This is a genomic window from Pseudomonas sp. PDM05 (assembly GCF_014851685.1).
GTDB lineage: Bacteria > Pseudomonadota > Gammaproteobacteria > Pseudomonadales > Pseudomonadaceae > Aquipseudomonas.
In genome coordinates this window covers 94634-112682 of record NZ_JACVAC010000008.1, presented here as the reverse complement: position 1 = coordinate 112682, position 18049 = coordinate 94634, and the positions used below count along the sequence as shown (strand labels likewise).

At 48.7% G+C, this 18049-nt stretch carries 17 protein-coding genes; 7 read left to right on the top strand and 10 right to left on the bottom strand.

All coding sequences use genetic code 11. From position 1 onward, the window contains the following. Positions 1-54 precede the first annotated feature (54 nt). The 3 genes from IB241_RS17315 to IB241_RS17305 form a co-directional block, all read right to left on the bottom strand. Positions 55-735 (bottom strand): hypothetical protein, encoded by a 681-nt coding sequence (locus IB241_RS17315; protein ID WP_192299459.1) that lies wholly within the window; start codon positions 733-735, stop codon positions 55-57. Continuing rightward, positions 732-2261: an AAA family ATPase gene (locus IB241_RS17310; RefSeq protein WP_192299458.1), complete on the bottom strand. Its 1530-nt coding sequence runs from the start codon at positions 2259-2261 to the stop codon at positions 732-734. The genes IB241_RS17315 and IB241_RS17310 overlap by 4 nt, the downstream gene beginning before the upstream one ends. A 254-nt stretch (positions 2262-2515) precedes the next feature. Continuing rightward, positions 2516-3010, bottom strand: a complete 495-nt coding sequence (locus IB241_RS17305) for a hypothetical protein (protein WP_192299457.1) — start codon at positions 3008-3010, stop codon at positions 2516-2518. Between the two features lie 102 nt (positions 3011-3112). Here IB241_RS17305 and IB241_RS17300 point away from each other — a divergent pair, with 102 nt between their 5' ends. The 3 genes from IB241_RS17300 to IB241_RS17290 all read left to right on the top strand — a co-directional run bounded on the left by IB241_RS17300 (position 3113) and on the right by IB241_RS17290 (position 5590). After that, positions 3113-4216 carry a hypothetical protein gene (locus IB241_RS17300; protein WP_192299456.1) on the top strand — a complete coding sequence of 368 codons (1104 nt, stop codon included), beginning with the start codon at positions 3113-3115 and terminating at the stop codon, positions 4214-4216. A gap of 240 nt (positions 4217-4456) precedes the next feature. Next, positions 4457-4669 (top strand): MerR family transcriptional regulator, encoded by a 213-nt coding sequence (locus IB241_RS17295; RefSeq protein ID WP_225595559.1) that lies wholly within the window; start codon positions 4457-4459, stop codon positions 4667-4669. 162 nt (positions 4670-4831) lie between these two features. Further along, positions 4832-5590, top strand: coding sequence for a hypothetical protein (locus tag IB241_RS17290; RefSeq protein ID WP_192299455.1), 759 nt, complete (start codon positions 4832-4834; stop codon positions 5588-5590). A gap of 15 nt (positions 5591-5605) precedes the next feature. Here IB241_RS17290 and IB241_RS17285 read toward each other — a convergent pair whose 3' ends face one another. The 5 genes from IB241_RS17285 to IB241_RS17265 form a co-directional block, all read right to left on the bottom strand. Continuing rightward, on the bottom strand, positions 5606-6409 hold the full coding sequence (locus IB241_RS17285) for a DUF5677 domain-containing protein (protein WP_192299454.1): 804 nt from the start codon (positions 6407-6409) through the stop codon (positions 5606-5608). Positions 6410-6744: 335 nt separating this feature from the next. Beyond that, on the bottom strand, positions 6745-7791 hold the full coding sequence (locus tag IB241_RS17280; protein WP_192299453.1) for an SMEK domain-containing protein: 1047 nt from the start codon (positions 7789-7791) through the stop codon (positions 6745-6747). Positions 7792-8540: 749 nt separating this feature from the next. Further along, positions 8541-8834, bottom strand: a complete 294-nt coding sequence (locus tag IB241_RS17275; protein WP_192299452.1) for a type II toxin-antitoxin system RnlB family antitoxin — start codon at positions 8832-8834, stop codon at positions 8541-8543. Positions 8835-8888: 54 nt separating this feature from the next. Continuing rightward, a complete protein-coding gene (locus IB241_RS17270) occupies positions 8889-9962 on the bottom strand; it encodes a type II toxin-antitoxin system RnlA family toxin (RefSeq protein ID WP_192299451.1) in 1074 nt (357 codons plus the stop codon). Beyond that, complete coding sequence (locus IB241_RS17265; RefSeq protein WP_192299576.1) at positions 9959-10231, bottom strand: Hachiman antiphage defense system protein HamA; 273 nt, start codon at positions 10229-10231, stop codon at positions 9959-9961. Before IB241_RS17265 ends, IB241_RS17270 begins: the two co-directional genes overlap by 4 nt. Before the next feature lie 717 nt (positions 10232-10948). Here IB241_RS17265 and IB241_RS17260 point away from each other — a divergent pair. Next, positions 10949-13207: a hypothetical protein gene (locus IB241_RS17260; protein WP_192299450.1), complete on the top strand. Its 2259-nt coding sequence runs from the start codon at positions 10949-10951 to the stop codon at positions 13205-13207. On the opposite strand, the gene IB241_RS27960 is transcribed toward IB241_RS17260, so the two are convergent. Continuing rightward, positions 13204-13419, bottom strand: coding sequence for an inositol monophosphatase family protein (locus tag IB241_RS27960; RefSeq protein ID WP_412547876.1), 216 nt, complete (start codon positions 13417-13419; stop codon positions 13204-13206). The genes IB241_RS17260 and IB241_RS27960 overlap by 4 nt on opposite strands. Positions 13420-13658: 239 nt before the next feature. Between IB241_RS27960 and IB241_RS17250 the strand changes: the two genes are divergently transcribed. Beyond that, on the top strand, positions 13659-15251 hold the full coding sequence (locus tag IB241_RS17250) for an SEC-C domain-containing protein (RefSeq protein WP_225595556.1): 1593 nt from the start codon (positions 13659-13661) through the stop codon (positions 15249-15251). A 173-nt stretch (positions 15252-15424) separates the two neighbouring features. Here the strand turns inward: IB241_RS17250 and IB241_RS17245 are convergent, their stop codons facing one another. Further along, the gene (locus tag IB241_RS17245; RefSeq protein WP_154972618.1) at positions 15425-16504 is read right to left on the bottom strand and encodes a helix-turn-helix transcriptional regulator; all 1080 of its coding nucleotides are present in this window, start codon (positions 16502-16504) and stop codon (positions 15425-15427) included. An 87-nt stretch (positions 16505-16591) separates the two neighbouring features. Between IB241_RS17245 and IB241_RS17240 the strand changes: the two genes are divergently transcribed. Next, positions 16592-17473, top strand: a complete 882-nt coding sequence (locus tag IB241_RS17240) for a hypothetical protein (protein WP_154972617.1) — start codon at positions 16592-16594, stop codon at positions 17471-17473. Positions 17474-17489: 16 nt separating this feature from the next. Continuing rightward, on the top strand, positions 17490-17831 hold the full coding sequence (locus IB241_RS17235) for a hypothetical protein (RefSeq protein WP_154972616.1): 342 nt from the start codon (positions 17490-17492) through the stop codon (positions 17829-17831). Positions 17832-18049: the final 218 nt, after the last annotated feature.

Here is an 18049-nt window from a genome sequence, read left to right as displayed (position 1 = left end):
TGGTGCCCATAGACCAATCCGGTTCTCAACCTGATTATTGTCTATGGACACAAGCTAAATGTGCTTCCAACCCTCTCTGGTTAAGATAAGTGCATACTCCATAAGTTTTTTCGAGCGGGATGGATTACTTTCAAAGCATCTCAGCGCTAGGTGTTGTGCTTTAGCGATCCGGTCTAGCACTAACTTTTTTCCGGCCTCAATCGTCTGAATCTGATCAAGCTTGCAATCTATGATCATATTTTTTGCGCGGTCGGCTTTAGGGGCGTTGGCCTTTATTATGTATATCCAAGACTCCATGATTTCAATGTTTTCGAAGTAGTCATCGAAATATGGATGGATCCAGCGAAATTCACCTGCATGAGCAGTTAAGCCTAGGGCCGTAGCAGTTGTAGCGTCACCCATATCTTTTGTAGATTTTTGCATATTACATGGGTGACATGCTATGGCTAAGTTTACCGGGGAAAAAGTCCATTTACGGTATTTTTCTTTAGACTTGTCGAGGTAGTGCTCGATGTCTTCTGCAGTATTTCGTCTCTCTACTGATATTTTTCTTCTGCAGTATACGCATCTTCCCTGTTGCTGCCTTCTGAGTAATACTCTGAGAGATTGCTTAAGTGGCGCAAAGTTTGTATTGCTCCATTCGATTTTTCCTTCAATGTACTTTGTTATTTCAGTAGCGTGCCTCTTTATCACGTATCGATGATGTGGGTATAGCTTTCCAGGGCCAAATATCATGAATATCTTTCCCTAAGTTCATGGATGCGAGTCAGGGTGCTGAAAAGTGGGTCGTCTTGGTCAAGTTTGATATTTTGATTTAAAAGGGTGTCAGCTGCCTTGATGAAAGGTGCCGGATTTATGTTTGCATCCATTAACGTGCTCAAACATTCCTGTATCAACACTGCTACGGATAGCGATCTAGGCGAATTTAGACCGAACTGTTCTGAAAGGACAGTGTCTGTATTTCTACCATATAGTTCGGATTTTATCCAAGGGTCGTCAGAAGGTAAGTTGCATATAAGGCTGGAGTCGTTTGGAGCGCTGGAGACAATTAGTGGAGAGTGGGTGGCGATAACAGTGGTGCACTCATCAGCCATTTTTCCTATGATTGTCACCATGTCCTGTATTATTTTAGCCTGCCATTGTGGGTGAAGTGAGTTTTCTGGCTCATCGAACAAAACAAGTGTCCCGTCTCGTACGCAAAAACACAGTGCAAGAGTGGTGAGTAGGTATAGTCGCTCGCCTGAACTCAGGTTGGACAAGTTCAGCTCTTCACCATTTTTTTGGAGCACTAAATCAAATAGAGATACCTCGCCATTAGACATGCTGACGAGCCGGTCTTCGGTTTCGTATGTTTGTTCTAGCGTGCTTGATAACTCTATGATGATATCTAATTCGGGTGCGCGGGCATTGTATTTTATTCGTGCCCCTCGTTTGTAGGCAGTTCGAGAGAAGCGGAGTCCTAACTTCCTGCTAAATCCAATTTCTTCTAAAACATTTCCAGCTAGTTCGCCGGAAATGCCGTTGCAACCCTCGCCGATTATGTAGTGTGCTAGTAACCTAAATGGAGCTTTTTCCGAAAGTATATTCCCTTTTGCTTTGTTGCCAAAGTAAAGATAGCTACATTTTAGATTGTCAGCATCCCCTTGAAGCGGGAACCGATCATATGCAGTTCCAGAAAGGCAAATTATACGCCTGCAGTATTCTTCGGCTGATCCGTATTTGATCAATGATCTGAGGTATCTTGATTTGCCTGTGCCGTTTACGCCGGTTATTATATGGAAGCTTCCTCGGTGCGGAGGATGGCGGTAGTTTTTCTTGTTGTTTTTTTCTGCTGACTGTAACAGGTCTTCTTCGTTTAGCGAGGGTGTGTATAGAACCTCATCATGTATGTACAGTGAGGTAGGGATCTCATGTGTTAGTCGGTTTCTTTCAGACTGAATGTGTTTGTAGCGCTCCTGAGTCAGAGCGGTATTCAGGATTTTGGATGCTTTTGTATATTCTAAATGGGCGCGAGCTATCTTTGAATCAAGCTTTACGATATCGGAATTTATTTTGGCCTGCAGTAACGAATAGCGGGTCGCTGCTTTCTGTCCTGACGCAACCCCTGAAGGTGTCGCGGCTCGAGATGCATTCGACATCGAAGCTAATCTTTTTTGCTCTGCTTCGGCTGCTTGAAATGCCAGCTTTGTCCTTTGTACTTGTAGATCGGCGATTTCTTTTCGGCGCCTAACCACCTCATCACGGTAATGCTCTGAATTCATCTTTTGATATCCCCCCTCTACACGCCGCCCAATTGTTCATATAGAAAAGCTAGGTATTAGCTTTCGGCTAAATCTTTTGGTCTTAGGTGACGTTAAATTCGCCACCCCTGATGCCCCAAAACATCTTGATTGTTATCGACGTTTATTTCGCTCCTGCTGACTCAATGGCGGCTCCTTGTCGCGTCTTTGGTACTCTGTGGTTGGTGGCGGGCTTGGTATTTTCTGCTCGCTACTTTGTGGCTTTTTTTCATTTGTCATGCGATTAACTCCCTGATGATTGTAAGCACGGCGAGTAGAGCAAATGCGCCCGCTCCGATTGTGATTTCCTGGTAGGCCAAATCTAGCGGCTTCGACTTTTCGTCGATAGCCGTCTTGAGGATCTCGAGGGTATCGACATAGCAATTATAGATGTGTGCTTTTTGCGCCTCGTCATCAACGGCCTTCAAATATTCTGCCGTTTCGCGACTCGAGGGCAGGCTTGGATAGGCCTTGATACTTAGGGCGCTGAGTGCGTGGCCCCAAGCACAGGCAATAGCGAACGCTGCCACGGCAAATGCTACGAACGCACTCACGGCCAGCGGAGTCTGTACCTGAAAGATAATCCCATTTTTCAACGCCGCTAAAGCGCTAAGCCCAGCAACCAAAACTGACACTGCGGTGAAAAATTTAGCGCTTTTATTCTCTACCTGATCGAAGCGACTTTGCTCTTCTTTGAATCTGTCTTTCAGGTACGAAATCGTTTCATCCATTGAAGCGCTAACCTCATGTTAAGCGGCTCATAGACGCCATCGCCCATGGGCATAATCACGGTATAGTAGCGATATGGAAGCATCCGCAGAAAGGGATTTGTTATGAGCACCGATCAGTACCGTACGCAGGTAGCCAATATTCAGAAAAGCATTGCCAAGCTTCAAGGCGAAAAAGCCCAGAAGGTCGATGCCGCTGCGAAAGCAGGTAAGAAAAAACATGACGCCTTGGCGGCAGCAGCACGCACATCTTCGGCGTCGACCGCCACGTCTAAACTCCGGGAAGCGACTAGGTACGCCAGTGAGCAGGCCAAAGCCGAGACAGAGGTTGGCAAAATTGAAAAGAAGGTTGCCGATGAGCATAAGAAACTCGTCGCCGCACAGAAGCGTCTTGAGGATGAGCTGAAGCGAGAGCGCAAGCGTCAAGATACTGCGCACGCTAGGCGAATCACGGAAGAAAAGAAACTTATGGCTGAACAGAAACGCACCGCCGTCCAGCAAGAGCGTGTACTTCGCGACCTAAGCGAAGGCCTTTCAAGGCACGAAAATCTGCACGTTCAAACCGCTCTGGAGATCGAGCGCCTGAAGGCTCTCCCAGAGAAGATCACCGTCGTTTTCTTCGCCGCTGATCCTGGCAGCGACTCCACAACCAAGCTTGGACTTGATGAAGAGGCCCGCCTAATCGGTGAGCGGATCCGTGCATCAGAACATAGAGATGTTCTGGTTTTTCACACAAGGTGGGCGGTGCGACCGCGAGATGTGCTTCAAGCCATTAATGAATTGCAGCCAACCGTGGTTCATTTCAGTGGCCATGGAACAAGAGCAGATACGCTTGTGCTACAGGACGATCAAGGAAATGAAAAACACGTCACCAAAGAGGCCATCGTCAGTGCCATCGCACTTGGTGCGGAGAGTGTAAAGCTAGTGTTCTTTAATACCTGTTTCTCCTTCAACCAAGCTCAAGGTTGTTTACATCACGTACCCGCGACCATCGGCATGAACAGAGATGTCGGGGATTTACCTGCACGGGTTTTCTCTGCGCAGTTTTATTCGGCGATTGGTTTCGGGCTTTCCATCACCAAGGCATTCGAGCAGGCTAAAGCATTGGTGGCAATGGAGACGCCTGGTGAGGAATCGATACCTGAACTTTATGTCCAAGAAGGTTTGACTGAAGAGATGCTGACGCTCGTTAGGCCGCCTTCACTTTAAACAGTGGGCCAGCTGTTCTGATTTGACCATCACGCTGCGTTGGTATGACCGGTAGAGAGCGACCCGAGGCCGCCCTTCAGAGAGGCCTGCAATCGTCCAGAACCGTTCACTCAAAGTACAAACTGCTACCTACCAAGCACGGAAATTGTGGCATTAAAAAAGGCTACGTAGCCAATTTCTCCCTTTACCTGTCTATAACTTCATAGTTTATGGTTTACGCCATGGGACGAGGGAAAGGTCATGTATCGCATTTCTGAATTGGCGCTGAAAGTGGGATTGAGTCGCTCTACGCTGCTCTATTACGAAAAGTTGGGTTTGATCTCATCCAAGCGGCAGGCCAATGGTTACCGCGCATCCTCAGAGCATGATCTTCAACAGCTGAAGTTGCTGCAGCAGCTTCAGGCTGGTGGACTGACTCTAAAAGAGTGCCAAGCGTGCTTGGACACCCGTTAGACAGGTCGTTGTTGCTTGAGCGTTTGCAGACCTTGGAGCAAGAAATTGCGGAAAAACAACAATCCAGAGATCTGCTCGCCGCGATGCTGGGAAAGTCGTCAATGCGTGGCTGTCCTCGATGCCCTGGTGTAGTCTGAACAGTCCAGAGGGAGTCCCAATTTTATGATCGAACAGCTCTTCAAAGCGCTACATCACTACAACGAAGCATACCGTGAACTGATCAACGAAAAAGCGATGCGGCACACGCCTGATCACGGCGACTTCGAGGTCTTTATTCAATCTGCGCTCAAGCTTACAAAGTCTGAAGACTGGGGCTTCATTTGCTCATCGATGGACATTATCAACGACAGCCTTTTAGGCATTGAGCATTTTTGCAAGTATGGCCTTGATGGCCCCACGAAGTATGACGACTTCGGAGAAAAATACATCCGCTTGTATGGCGTCTTGAACGCCACGTACATCCAGCAACAAGCCCTGCTCAACCTACACCGGATTGCAAACGTCATGAACCTTCGTGACATTGAGAGCAAAGTGGCAAACCTTCAGGTACGTGAAGTCAGGAATAAACTTGGCGCGCATAGTGTCGATTATGCTAATCGCGAAGCTGGAAGCACTGAAAGCTTTGTTCCAGTTCGATTTACCCTTTCAGGTATGCGCTGTGATTACTACAACAATACAACGCTACAACACACCGAAGTAGATCTAAAAGTAATTCTCGGTGAGCATATCGAACTGATGAATGATATGTATGACGCCATATATCGGAAGTCAGTTAACACAATATATAAATCCAACAAAGATAAAATTGAAGAACTTCTAGAGAAAATCGACGATGCCAAGGTACTACTAAATGGCGGCATCGTCATGAGAACACCGGACGGGAAAAGAATCTTTATTACAGCATTCGAGTCAGATAAATAGGAGTAAGGCTCACAATCACCTAGACGTAATAGAGGTAAACCTATCCAGGAGAAGGGTTAGCTCTCCATCATATGATGTATCTTCTGTCGCCTCCAAGAATCCAACCATGATTGCTAAAGTAGGCTGCGTACAAAAGTTAGCTGCACTAAATACCTCATCTTTAGTGCCAGGCCCAAACCTGTAGCCACTCCACGTGTTATTTTCCTTGTCGGAAACTATATAGCGCTTAAGAGAAGATGCTGAATAGTGCATGGCATCGTCGGAAAGATGCTTGTACATTAGGTAATGGTTAGAGAGCGACGACATTTCGGCAATGTCTTTCCAGTTAAGATGGCGGCCCTTTTCCCCAGATATTCGTTCATCCATCGCGGCTTCAACGTCAGCAGTTAGGGAATAACTGCCATTTTTTAAAGCTACCGCCTGACCCCGTTTGGCTGCTAGGTTGTCGTGTTTCAGTAATGGGATGAACTTATCCGGATTATCTATCAGGGCACCGATACAAAATGAATTCTCATATAGACACCTGGCCATGATTCTTGCTTCTACTACCATGCCGCGCTCAAGATTCATGACTGCCGACTGAAAATTGCTCAGTGACCTAATGGCAGAGAACATGGTTAGCACCTTTACGTCCATGGTTTTACCGTGATGCTTTTCAAATCCTGAGATGACTATCTTTTGCAGGAGCTGGTTGATATCCCTGAGCAGAGAAAACCACTCAGGATTTTCACCAGTAACATGATCAATAGTTTCTTGTATGTCGCCATTCAGAAATCCATGGATATTAAATCCGGTATGCCCTGTCGCATCGGTGCTCAAATCGATCTCCATTCCTGATGATTGCATAATCAGCTTAGGGTAGCAAAAGCTAAGGAATTCGTGGCCTGCATTCAAGCATTACTAGGCAGATGCTCCATTCTTCCTGCGGATCAAGCGCAATGTCGGAACCTAGCCCCCCGGTTGAGCCGGGGGGGGGGGATTAACAGTGGGGATAGGTGGTGAGGATGATCGGGATTGGTTGAGTTGTTGGCGCGGTAGGTGGAACGATGGCTACAGTGATGTTAACGGCCAGAAGAATGACAGCCTGAAAGCCTCCAGGCATTGTTAGGAAGCATCCTTTCGTTCAGTATCTTCAGATTTAGTCTTAAAACTATTCAGCTAATGTCGCTGAAGTCACAAAATTCAAATGCACGGAATAATTTTTGCTGACTGAGATGTGTTGTGTAAAATGATTTTAATGCGGTGAATATGTCGTAATCAGGCTCGCTTATACGCCAGTTTAGTACAAGGTATTTGTCGTAAAATATGTAGACGTCCTCCCCATGTTCTACGTGTTTAGGGTTCTTATCAACTAGCTGAGCAAGATTCTTGCTTTCCAATAGGGTAATAATACTTTCGAAGGAGGAGCGTTCGTCTGCAGTGAGGTAAAGCTCGAGCTCTTGGATGTTTATTTCAACTTGCCAGCTCTGCCATCCTGGTTGAGATGCGTACTGGATCGTTTTTGCAATAACGTTCCTGGCTATCAATGGTAATTGTGAGTAGTGTTGCGTAAACTCATGTATTTGCTTCAAAACTATGTTGCCGACAATCGTTGGGTCGCCTAGGCTATTCCAAAGATTAAGATGGGTGATAAAGTTGGATGGTTCACTCTGGGGTATCGAATAGGAATTGTAAGCGTAGCTGCTAGCTGGTTGTTCACGTGTCTGGGGGAACCAAGCGCTTAAATTTGATTGGACTTCATTTTTTATGTATGTAATTGCTTCATTATTTAGAGATGAGATATCTCTTAAGAGTTTAGGGGTTGCAATTGTCTTTATGGTATATTCGCGATAGCTATTTTGCTTTGGTGTATAGATTTCTGTTGATATGAATAGAAACCAAATCTCTTTGTTGGTTGAGATTTCGTTTGTTATTACTTTGTCAATTGTTGTGGTGATCTTTTGCCAGTTTTGAGTTGTGGTCACCTGAACGCCGATTCCACCGCTTCCTTCTTGCCAATCAATAGCGGGGAAGTTTTTGTGTGTGTGGTTCAAGTTTGTGAAGTTTTTACCGTAGGTTATGTTTACGATGCGTAGTAAAGAGTCTTCGGCACCTTTTGCTTCGTCGAGTAAATTGTTCTGCGCCTGAAAAGTTACATATGATGCATATGATAATAGAGTGCTGGAAATAAGCTCTAGGTTACGACCCCGATCTGTAAGCATTACGATAGCTCCGTTAGTCAGGCCCGAATAGTACCAAAGGTAAAATCTTAGATAAATGGCATAGTGCTACTTCGCGGGAGCGAAAGATTATCGGCTGGTTGCCTTTTGGACGGTTTGTGGCATAGATGAGTTGAACCGTCACACTGCCGCGAAAGGTGGGGATTCAGCCGAGTCTCTCTAGCATCCTAAGCCGCAGGCTTTGCCGCCAGGGAGGTTTGGTGCCCCTCTACATCACAGACTTCATCGACGGCTGAATCTGCGGCGTTGAATGATGGACTTTACTCCATCGAGCCATCACCTGCCTGAGAGGATGCGCCTGCCAGCGATATGGGCTCATGCTTACACAGTCTGGAGGTAACGATTGTCAGCCAGAAAGCAACCACTGGATGACTTGAATACAATTGTCATGATGCCAGATTGGCATAACTATTGGCAGCGAAGATATTAGCTTGCCCAAAGTTTGGCAATATTGGGTGCAAGATTACAATTGCGGGGATTTTGTATGGCTAAGAAGCCTGCAGTACCCGAACCCGAAATTCTTACTCTGGTCGAATAAGGTTACCCTCGCCCACGACTGCACAAACTCATAATCCAAAACTTTAGGTAAATTGCGTCAGTCCCGGTAGAGATTGAACTGGATGACATTGTTGTATTAGTTGGCGCCAATAATGCATGCAAAATTAATATCTTGCGAGCTTATGAAATTGTCGCTTCTGGTCAAAGCTTAGAGATGAATTGCAATAACCTGCTTAACTCAATACGGAATCAAGCAGGTATTCTGGGTGTTTGTCAAAGAAACGGCTCTGGGTTTCTATAAAGTCGGCAGGAATAGCGCACTTCGAAATAATATGGAGTGTATTTTTCTCGAACTCGGTACCGTTGTAATCCATGGAGGCGAATCGATTCCACTCTTCGCCGTTTGAGCAGAGTAGATCGAACAAAACAATTTCTTTGCTAGAGTGGCACGTGTTACGCATCTCACTAGCAATTATAGGAAGACTAGCAAGGGGGTTCTCATAACTGGTAGCGGTGACTACCGTCATGGTTCCTGTCCTAGTTTCTAGTCTTCGTATGTCAAACATTTGGTGTACCAATATTTAGCTATACAGATTCTTGATGTGGACGTAAGCCTCATCACACAATGCCACGGCGTGAGTGATGTTGCTAATCACCCGGCTCGCGGAAGCCATTTCTTCCATGTGGAACAAGCCGTGGCGTTGCTTGTTGAAAAACGTATAAGCATTGCCAAAATCTCCCGTCAGTTTAGCATCATCCACGTGACCATGGTATTCCTGCTTGAGGTTGAACTGGTTACCGGTCTTGGCGAAGAAACCGCCAAAGCTATCTTCCTGATGTGAAAGGTTTTTCTCGGAAAGTCTCTGTTTGATTGCACCTTCAAGGCTGCGGAGCTCTGGGTAGACCAGCATGCAGTAGTCCGGCAGCGTTGGGCTCGCCAGCCTCACGCAGAGGCTTGCGAGCAGGAGCTTGCGGGTGGTTATTGGCAGACTGGCGAAGCAGGTACCAAAGCTAGCCTTGAGCACACTCTCCGCGACCTCGGCGCAGACGAACTCGGAGCGATTTTCGTCCTTTTTGAACAGGATGCTCTCGAGGGCGTTGATCTCCAGGATCTCGGTGAGCAAATAGCTCAACTGCTGATAGCAACTGAGTGGACGGCCTTGGATCTGCAGCTTGTTGGTGGTCTCATGCTGGGTGACGGTCAGCTCGTCGGAGTGCTTCTTGGACTTGAGCTTCCAAATATGCCGCCGGTCAAGGCCTGTATACGAGTCGATCCCAATGTCCGCTTCGGCTGATTCGGTGAGTTCTTTGATCAGTGCCTCGGCATCAGACAGATCGATGCCTTTGATAGCAAGGTTGATCGTCACGAATTCATCAGGGTGGATCGTTTCGTAAAGAGCGTCCGCTAGCTTCTGGCCGAGCTCTTGGTTCTTCCCCACCTTGTATTGCAGGGTGGACGCACCGTTGTTCGTGAAGAAGATGTCAAGCGTTGCGTCTTCAATCCCTGTACTTCCAACGACTACACGCAGGCCGGAAGTCCCAGGTTTATCGCCATACGCCCTGAGCTTCAGTCCATTTTCTCCGAGGAAGCGGTGAGTCGTTTCTTCAATGATGCACCGTTTCAGGTTGATGTTTTTGTAGTCGCGTTCGGTCACGTCACAGTCCTTTGCAAGGGTTCGGTAGAGCAGGGAGACCGGAAATATGGCACGACGAGAACCAGGCGTCCAATAGGCAGCCAGCCTGATGCGAGCGCATCACTGTCGTAGATCAACAGGATGGGGAAGCACAGAACGTTCAGCATTTCGTCCACTGGGGCGTTGCGGTGTAAGGCTTTTTTTAAGACTTCGGCATTAAGCTCGTGATGGTGCGGCTCACACAAATTGATGACAATCTCGCACTCCTTCGAAAGCGCTGTCTCCGAAATGGTGGAGTGCGGTTCACCGACAAACTTACCTTATTCTGTCGATGCTTCGCGGGATGAGCGAGCATTTAATGAACGTTGGAATTTTTGTAGTGAACGATAATGTTGTTGAGATGATAATCAGATTTTATTTTTAGCAGTTGTTCTTTGATTTTGGCGTCAATTATTTTATTGATAATTGGGTGTGTGTTAAAGTTCTGGCGAATAAAAATTAGATAACTTGAATCCAGCTCTTCAATAATCTTGACCAAGGTCGGAAGATTGTGAAGTTCTGGTGCCTCTCCGAGAAGGCAGCTCTTGAAGGTATGAGTGTGCATGTCGGCCTCTAAGCTAATAAATAAAGTTGGCCGAATTAGTAGCGTCTTGAGGTAACAGTCAGCGTCACTTGTCGCTACTGTTCGGCTGAATTGTTGAAGCGGTTTTCAGCAGTTTCATTAATTGCTTAGGCCTGAGCAATTTGGTAAGCCTAGGGCTAGGTATAGCCTATTTTTTTCACCTTGACAAATTCCATTGTGCTCCAGGCTGGCATCGCCGACGTTGGCAGCGCTTTCTTCATGGCGGATCAGTCTGATATGTCTCATTGACCAAATACCCTCCAGTTTTGTCCCGCCTGTACGTGACGAAATGCGGCTTCTGCTAACACAGCCCCGGCATTTTCAGAGTTCCGCTATGATGGCTTTCTGTCCGACCTCTAGATTTTGCTGCAAGGATCGAATGCTCATGACGCCCCCAAAATACGAACTTCATCTCTTAGGTTGGCATGGTTTTCAGCAACTTTGCATGGCAGTAGCCTCAACAGTTTTGGGCCAAACAGTCGAGACGTTTCTTGAAGGAAATGACGGAGGCCGCGATGGTGGGTTCAAGGGGACGTGGTCTCCTCAGCCAAACGAAGTGTATGCAGGCGAATTCGTCATCCAGTGCAAGTTCACATCGCGCCGTGATCACAATCTCACTCTATCTGACGTGACTGGTGAGCTTGAAAAGGTGCGCAGACTCGTCGCCAAAGGAAAGTGTGATGTCTATGTCCTGATGACAAACGCAAGCTGGACAGGGGATAGCAATCTCAAAATACGGTTGGCGTTTGAGGATGCTGGGGCCAAGCACGTGCTTTTGCTGGGTTCTACCTGGATCTGCGAGAAGATCCAGCTGAACAGTGATCTGCGCATGAACGTGCCCCGACTCTATGGTCTTGGCGACCTTAGTCAGATATTGGATGAGAGACGGTACAAGCAGACGAAGGCGTTGCTGACGGAGCTTCCCGACCTTTCAAAGCTCGTGGTGACGGGCACCTATCGCAAAGCGCTTCAAGCCCTTCAGCAGCATGGCTTTGTTCTGTTGGTTGGAGAGCCCGCAGCAGGTAAGACAACGATTGCCTCACTCATGGCCATGTGTGCGATGGACAAATGGGAAAGCCTAGTATTGAAGCTGGAGAGACCTGAGCAGATAAGAGATCACTGGAATACTGAAGAAGCATCGCAGTTCGTATGGGTTGATGACGCTTTCGGAGCGATGCAGTACGAAGCAGACTTGGTGATGGAGTGGAACCGGATTCTTCCCGCTCTCACGACCATGATCCGAGGTGGGCATCGGATAGTTCTGACCAGCCGTGACTACATTTACAACAGCGCACGACGTGACCTCAAGAAAACAGCATTTCCCCTGATGGAAGAGAGCCAGGTTGTCATCGACGTGAAAGAGCTGACCTCCCAGGAAAAGTCAGAAATCCTCTACAACCATGTGAAGCTTGGAAACCAACCACAGCGGGTTCGGACGGTCTTGAAGGAGTTTCTTCCTGCAGTGGCAGCTCACAGCCGGTTCGCTCCCGAGACTGCTCGGCGCTTGGGGAGCATTGAATTCACAAAAGCGCTAAAAATTGACCAGAAAAATATCGACGAATTTGTCGCGAAGCAGGAGCGATGGCTCGTCGAGACGATGCAGGGAATGGATGACGAGAGCCAGGCCGCACTTGCTCTTCTCTACATGAAGCATGGAGCAATCGAAAGCCCGGTGAGTCTGTCTAACGGCGAGATGCAGACAATTGAGAGGTTGGGCGGTAGCCAGGCGGGGTGTATCCGAGCTCTTGAGAGCCTCCGAGGTAGTTTTCTTCAGATGGCAGATACAGCTGATGGACGTTTCTGGCGATATAAGCATCCTACGATTGGGGATGCGTTTGCGTTGATACTCGCTCAGAGTCCTGAACATCTGCAGATCTTTGTGGATGGAACACCGATTGAGCGGTTGATGGAACTGGTGACATGCGGCAACGCAGGGGTTCAAAACGCTACGATTTTGCCTTCAAGTATGTTCGCAGAAATCGCGAATCGGTGCTGTGAATACGTTGCATGCGAGGGCGACATGGAGCGCACGAGGCGGGGAAGGCTGTATTCTTTTCTGCAGCGCAGGACAAACGACGTGTTCTTGGACATCTACTCGAAAAATGATGGAAAGCTGCACTCCAGCTTGGTTCGTGACTTCGCGATAAACCTGTTCACGAGGTCGTCTGATCTAGCTCTCCGCCTGCTACGGCAAGGGCTTTTACCTGAGTCAGCAAGAGAAGCGATTTCCACCAAGATTCGGGACTTTGTCTTTGATCATGATGAGCTCGGGCACATCTACGATAACGAGATGCATGAGTTCTTCACTAACCACGAGCGTGAAGACTTCTACAGCGATGTACAGAAATATGTGCTGCCTGACCTGGACAGGGTTCGCAAGTCCCTGCAGGAATCGTATTGCTACGAAAATGATCCTGATAACCATTTTTCTGATTTTATTGGTGAGCTAGAGGGTATTTACGCGGCCTTTCCGGGATGGCCCGGTATCGAGGATGTGGTCGATACCCAGCGGCGTCGAGTTGACGATTGGGTGAGTGAGGTCTCGCAAGAGCGGTATGAGGAACCAGCAGTCGGACGGAGCGATTTGATTCGGCCCACTGCAACGGGGGGAGGACGTGACATCTTTGACGATGTAGATCTTTAAACCAAAACCAGGTAATCAAGGGTAAAGACACCCGATGGTTTGACAGGCGCATGCACGACGCTAAGAACGGGGTGGTTATCGCGAAGTAGCCCGACAGATATCGCAGACCTTTTCAGCCCTATAAGGAAGTCACTCGTACTGTCGTTCGGATCGACGACCCAGCAAAATGTAATTCTTGGACGTGCCCAGTTTCTTCGCCTCAGAAGTCGCAAGGCAAATGTTCAATAGTTCCGCCCTGAGCCACATCTCGATCTCGACGTCAATTTACGCTTTATCGCGGGAGCCTCGGGGGCCTCCAGTGCGGTCGTACTCAGCTGCCAGCAGATACCCTGCTGGTTCGCAGCGGCGATTACCTTGTGGAGGATATTCACAACTTCCAAGAATTCACCATCGAGCCTTAAGGTTAACGGAGACGACTGGGGTAGGATTCTAGGCGAGCAAAGGCTCGGCAATGAGCTTGATCGTGCCATCATCGACCGGTGGAAAGTGGTGGCGCGAGCAGCAACATTCGGAGCACCCAGAGTCGCCCGTCTGCTGGCGATTTCTCCAGAAATACAACTGCACAAGGAATGATCAGGTGCTGAAGCCCATCCGCAAAGAGCCGAGCGTGAATGAGAGCGAGCGCATTCTCTCATCCATTGTCCAGAATAAGTTTTTCAGTCTTTGGTGCTACCCCAGCCTGTTTCGTTCGGTAGGGAACGGCAAGGAGCTGGCTGACCTTACGATTTACTTCAACAACCATCTCATCCTTTTCTCAGACAAGGGCCATGTCAAATTCCAAGACGATAGGGATGTTCATATCGCTTGGAAACGATGGTATCGGGGCGCAGTCAAGGAATCGGCCAAACAGCTGCATGGCGCTGAGAGTTTCATTAGGAACTACCCTCACAGAGTCTTTCTCAACAACAAGCTTGAAGATCCTTTTCCATACGATTTGGCGAATCCCGACTTGAAGATCCACTTGGTCGCAGTCACTCGTGGAATTGGCGACCATGCCAAGAGCTTTTTTGATTCGATAGCGCTTGGTAGTAGTGGAACGTTAGGGTATGCGTATCAGGTCGCTGAAGATGTGTTGATCGAAAAGCCTTTCTTCGTGGGGGATGTCGACCAAGCCAAGACTTTCGTGCACGTGCTCGACGAGAGTGGAATTCACCTGCTTCTCGAGGAGCTGTGTACGCCGCCAGATTTTATTCATTATCTGGAAACCAAAGAGAAGACAATTCGCAGTCGACGCTTTTTGTTGAGCGCTGGTGAAGAGGAAACGCTCGCGTCTTACCTTCAGGAGGACGGCGGTAACGGCTTTGGGGATCTGCGGCTTCCTCTTGTCCACCAAGGGCATTGCTTCCAAATTCCGGAAGGCGAGTGGCGACATTACAGGCAGACCGTAGCCTATGCGCTGCGCCATGGACACAAACAGAAAGCAAAGCTATGGAACGAGATAATCGCTCGTTTTGCCAATGCCATCACGGATGCGTGTGTTGGAGAGGCTAGCGACCTCCCTTTCATCGACCATGCTAATGCGGTTCAGGTTCTTGCCTCTGAAAATATGTATTCCAGCAGCTTTCTAGCGTCTGCTTTATTTGAAAAATTTAGCAGCGTACCTGAAGGTGCTCGCTCTGCTCGAACAGTCCCGTCCATTAGCACTCCAGGTCGAATGTATGTTTTCGTATTTTTTCCTTGGGATGATGATTATGTTTCATACGATGAGTATAGGCAGGAGCGGACAGCGTGTATGCAACTGTACGCACATGTTGCTCGGTACAAGTTTCAGAAAGCTAAGGAAATTCTGATTTTCGGTGCGGACACAAGAGGCCGACCAGGTGGCTCTGAGACGATTTTCGCTATAGATGCGACGGTGCCGATGACGGGCAATGAGCGGATGATGGCCCAACAGATTATGAAAAACCATCAAGTTCTGGACAATGTTTCAGAGAGGATGATCAAAGTTTCAGATTTTTCTGAAGGTGTTAGGCGAAATGACATTTGCCCATGCGGGTCTAAGAAAAAATACAAAAAATGCTGCATGAGTTCTGGCTTGTCTTAAAAATCCGTATGCGTCCGGCCAAGTCATCTACCCAGCCCTTCAAGGCCAAGACATGGTGTCCACTTAAAATTAGGTGGACACCATCACCTTTGGCGTTGGGGTCAGGAAGGTAAGGTGGCCGGACGCTTACTTCGCGTCGGTCTCATCCCAGCCCTGAACACCTACAGTCACCATCACACCTTGTCGCTTGCGTACATTTCCAAAGCCCGGCGCAATGAATTTTTGATGTGGTCGCGAAGGTAAGGCGGTTCTAGGACTTCAATCTCGTCTGCATTGCTAAGCAAAAACAGTCTCAGCCCTTGGGTATCTTGAATTGAGCATTTCAAGATTGTACCGATAGGGGTGTGTTCGATTTTTTGAGTCTCACTTAGCTGGTTTTCAGTGAGGCGGTTCAGGAGATTCGCTTCAAGACGCAGCCTCAGCTCAACAGGAGCTTCCTCATGAATGGTATTTAGATCTCTCTGCACTACGAATGCGCCGACGCTGTATCCCTCTGGCTCAGGGGTATCTTGCCAATAGGTCTTGATGTTAACCATCCTATGAAGCATGAGCACGCACTGCTTGCCTGGCCCATTGCTGCTGTACTTCCCGCGCAGGGCATCCCGCTTAGGCATCTTACCGTCAGACCACTGCTCAGATTCGACGTAGGCCGACAGATAAACATTGGAGTCTTGGAAGGAGAGCGCTAGCGGCCTCAAAATATATGTGCATTCGAGATCACCAACATCGCGTGGCTTATAGACGACCTCTAACGTCTGGCCATCGAGCATGGCCGCTTGGATGAGCTCAAGGTGCGCCGGATCGTAAGCACCAGGCAGTAGGGTGATGAAGCGAGTGCCCGTAGTGATTCTGCCCTGGCCGATCAGGTCGTGTTTTGAGTTTCGGCTTATTACCCCTAGCGCGTAATCTCGAAGCTCCACGAGCTGGTCGGTTACCACTTTGAACCCGAAGCGCTCGGCATGCTGCAGTATGGCCACCAGCGTCATCGATTCAGCGGGTGTCAGCACGAGATCTAAGCGAGCTTTTCGCAGTTTCCACCGGTAGGATTTTTGACCTACTGGTTTTTCACAGGTGATCAGTCCCTCCAAAGCAAGGATCTGCAGGTCGCGCAATGTGGTTTTAAGGTGGGGAACCTGTTCAATCCAATGTGTCAGCTGAGCGTGAAGCTCCTCAGTAAGCAGGAAGCGACGCTCCCGCAGCAGCATACCTAAGAGTGCCTTGCGTCTATCTTCCTTGGAAATTTTCTTAACCATAGCGAACTCACAGACAAAATCTGTCCTTATTGTGAGTCAGTATCACTTTGCCAGCAAGAAAACCCATCGAACTTAATGGAGCATTGCATGAAGATTAAGGTCTCGCACCGGAAGTACCCCGCTTACAAAGACCGCGCTGAGGTCAATGCTTTCATTGAATGGCTGGCTGATCAGTTGGGGTCTAACAAGCCTTTAGAGCATCATTACACCAACCGCCAGACCAGCAAGATCTGGCAGTTCTCCAGTCTTCATGACGCTTTTGAGCAGTACGAATGGAATCACCCAGGGGTGGCCCATCTCAATGTCAGTGCGGGCAGTTGTGGTAATAGCAACGCTAAAGCCCTTGAGGCTCTAGCCGCTGACCTCAGCGCGGCTGCATGCGACGACTCAATGCTGCGGGGAACCCAGGCCACCATGTCTTGGGGTGGTGTTTCTGCTAAGAACAACCGCTGGCTTGGAGAGAATCAAGTGGGTTTGGCAGCGATGATCGAGCAGGTTGCGGAGGTTCTGCGACATGGAGATCTGGATAGCCCTAAATTCTTCAGCGATCTGCGCTTCAATGCAGGCATGACTAAGGTCTATTCGTTGATCTGCGAGAATTTCATCATCTACGACAGCCGAGTCGCTGCTGCTATGGGCTGGCTCGTCATGAAATACTGCTGTGACAGAAAACTGACCTCTCTCCCTGACGGGCTTCGTTTCCCTTGGGCGCCGGCAAAGGAGGCTCAGAACACTGTTGCGCCTAAGAACCGTGATCCGAGTTTGGAATGTGACTTTAAATTTCCCCGGCTGCGGCGAGGTCATCACCACGCACTCTGGAACATGCGGGCGAGTTGGGTGCTCAGCGAAGCCTTGGCTCATCCATCGGCGCGCGCGAGCCGCTTCCATGAGGGGTTCGGGAATCCTCTTCGTAAACTTGAAATGGGCCTTTTCATGATCGGGTACGACCTAGGCCACCGAGTCGGGTGAGCGAGGGGATGGGGGCATGAACGACCAACTTAATCTGGAGGCGCTGATCCTGGCATCGGTTGGATCGGGGATTTCCAAGTCCTTGTTGAGGAGCCGAATAGCCGAGCAGGTACCACACGTATCTTGTCGAGAGCTTGATGATGCGCTGGTGGAGCTCCAATTATCCGGCGCACTGCATCAGTTTTACACTGAGGCGGAAGATGTTTGGGCTGTTGGCCCGGGCGAGGAGGACGTCTTCGAAGACTTCAGTCCCGAAGTGATTGAGCAGATCCTCAACCCCGGAGAGTTTGTTGAAATAGATGTCGATCAGCTACTCGCTGAGCTGGACGCCATGATCGCTAGGGCCCGGACGAAATAGTTCCAGGGTTAGGCTGGGGAATGGTATGGAGTGTCCGGTCGAACTGGTTCCAGTCAATGCTCAGCAGCCGTTGGACTGCCGGGATAACGCTCAGAGATTAACCGCCTAGGGCGGTTCAATGAGTGGCTCAGGTTATCCGGGCCCCTCGCTCCGGTTTATGCGCACCGTGCTGTCAGTGGTAAAGGCTCGATGTTCCAGTTACTGCGAACCGCATCCCG

Bases quoted from the DNA above. Each gene is read 5' to 3' on its own strand.
- IB241_RS17315 (WP_192299459.1), bottom strand. From the start codon at position 735: ATGATATTTGGCCCTGGAAAGCTATACCCACATCATCGATACGTGATA.
- IB241_RS17310 (WP_192299458.1), bottom strand. From the start codon at position 2,261: ATGAATTCAGAGCATTACCGTGATGAGGTGGTTAGGCGCCGAAAAGAA.
- IB241_RS17305 (WP_192299457.1), bottom strand. From the start codon at position 3,010: ATGGATGAAACGATTTCGTACCTGAAAGACAGATTCAAAGAAGAGCAA.
- IB241_RS17300 (WP_192299456.1), top strand. From the start codon at position 3,113: ATGAGCACCGATCAGTACCGTACGCAGGTAGCCAATATTCAGAAAAGC.
- IB241_RS17295 (WP_225595559.1), top strand. From the start codon at position 4,457: ATGTATCGCATTTCTGAATTGGCGCTGAAAGTGGGATTGAGTCGCTCT.
- IB241_RS17290 (WP_192299455.1), top strand. From the start codon at position 4,832: ATGATCGAACAGCTCTTCAAAGCGCTACATCACTACAACGAAGCATAC.
- IB241_RS17280 (WP_192299453.1), bottom strand. From the start codon at position 7,791: ATGCTTACAGATCGGGGTCGTAACCTAGAGCTTATTTCCAGCACTCTA.
- IB241_RS17275 (WP_192299452.1), bottom strand. From the start codon at position 8,834: ATGACGGTAGTCACCGCTACCAGTTATGAGAACCCCCTTGCTAGTCTT.
- IB241_RS17260 (WP_192299450.1), top strand. From the start codon at position 10,949: ATGACGCCCCCAAAATACGAACTTCATCTCTTAGGTTGGCATGGTTTT.
- IB241_RS17250 (WP_225595556.1), top strand. From the start codon at position 13,659: ATGAGCTTGATCGTGCCATCATCGACCGGTGGAAAGTGGTGGCGCGAG.
- IB241_RS17245 (WP_154972618.1), bottom strand. From the start codon at position 16,504: ATGGTTAAGAAAATTTCCAAGGAAGATAGACGCAAGGCACTCTTAGGT.
- IB241_RS17240 (WP_154972617.1), top strand. From the start codon at position 16,592: ATGAAGATTAAGGTCTCGCACCGGAAGTACCCCGCTTACAAAGACCGC.
- IB241_RS17235 (WP_154972616.1), top strand. From the start codon at position 17,490: ATGAACGACCAACTTAATCTGGAGGCGCTGATCCTGGCATCGGTTGGA.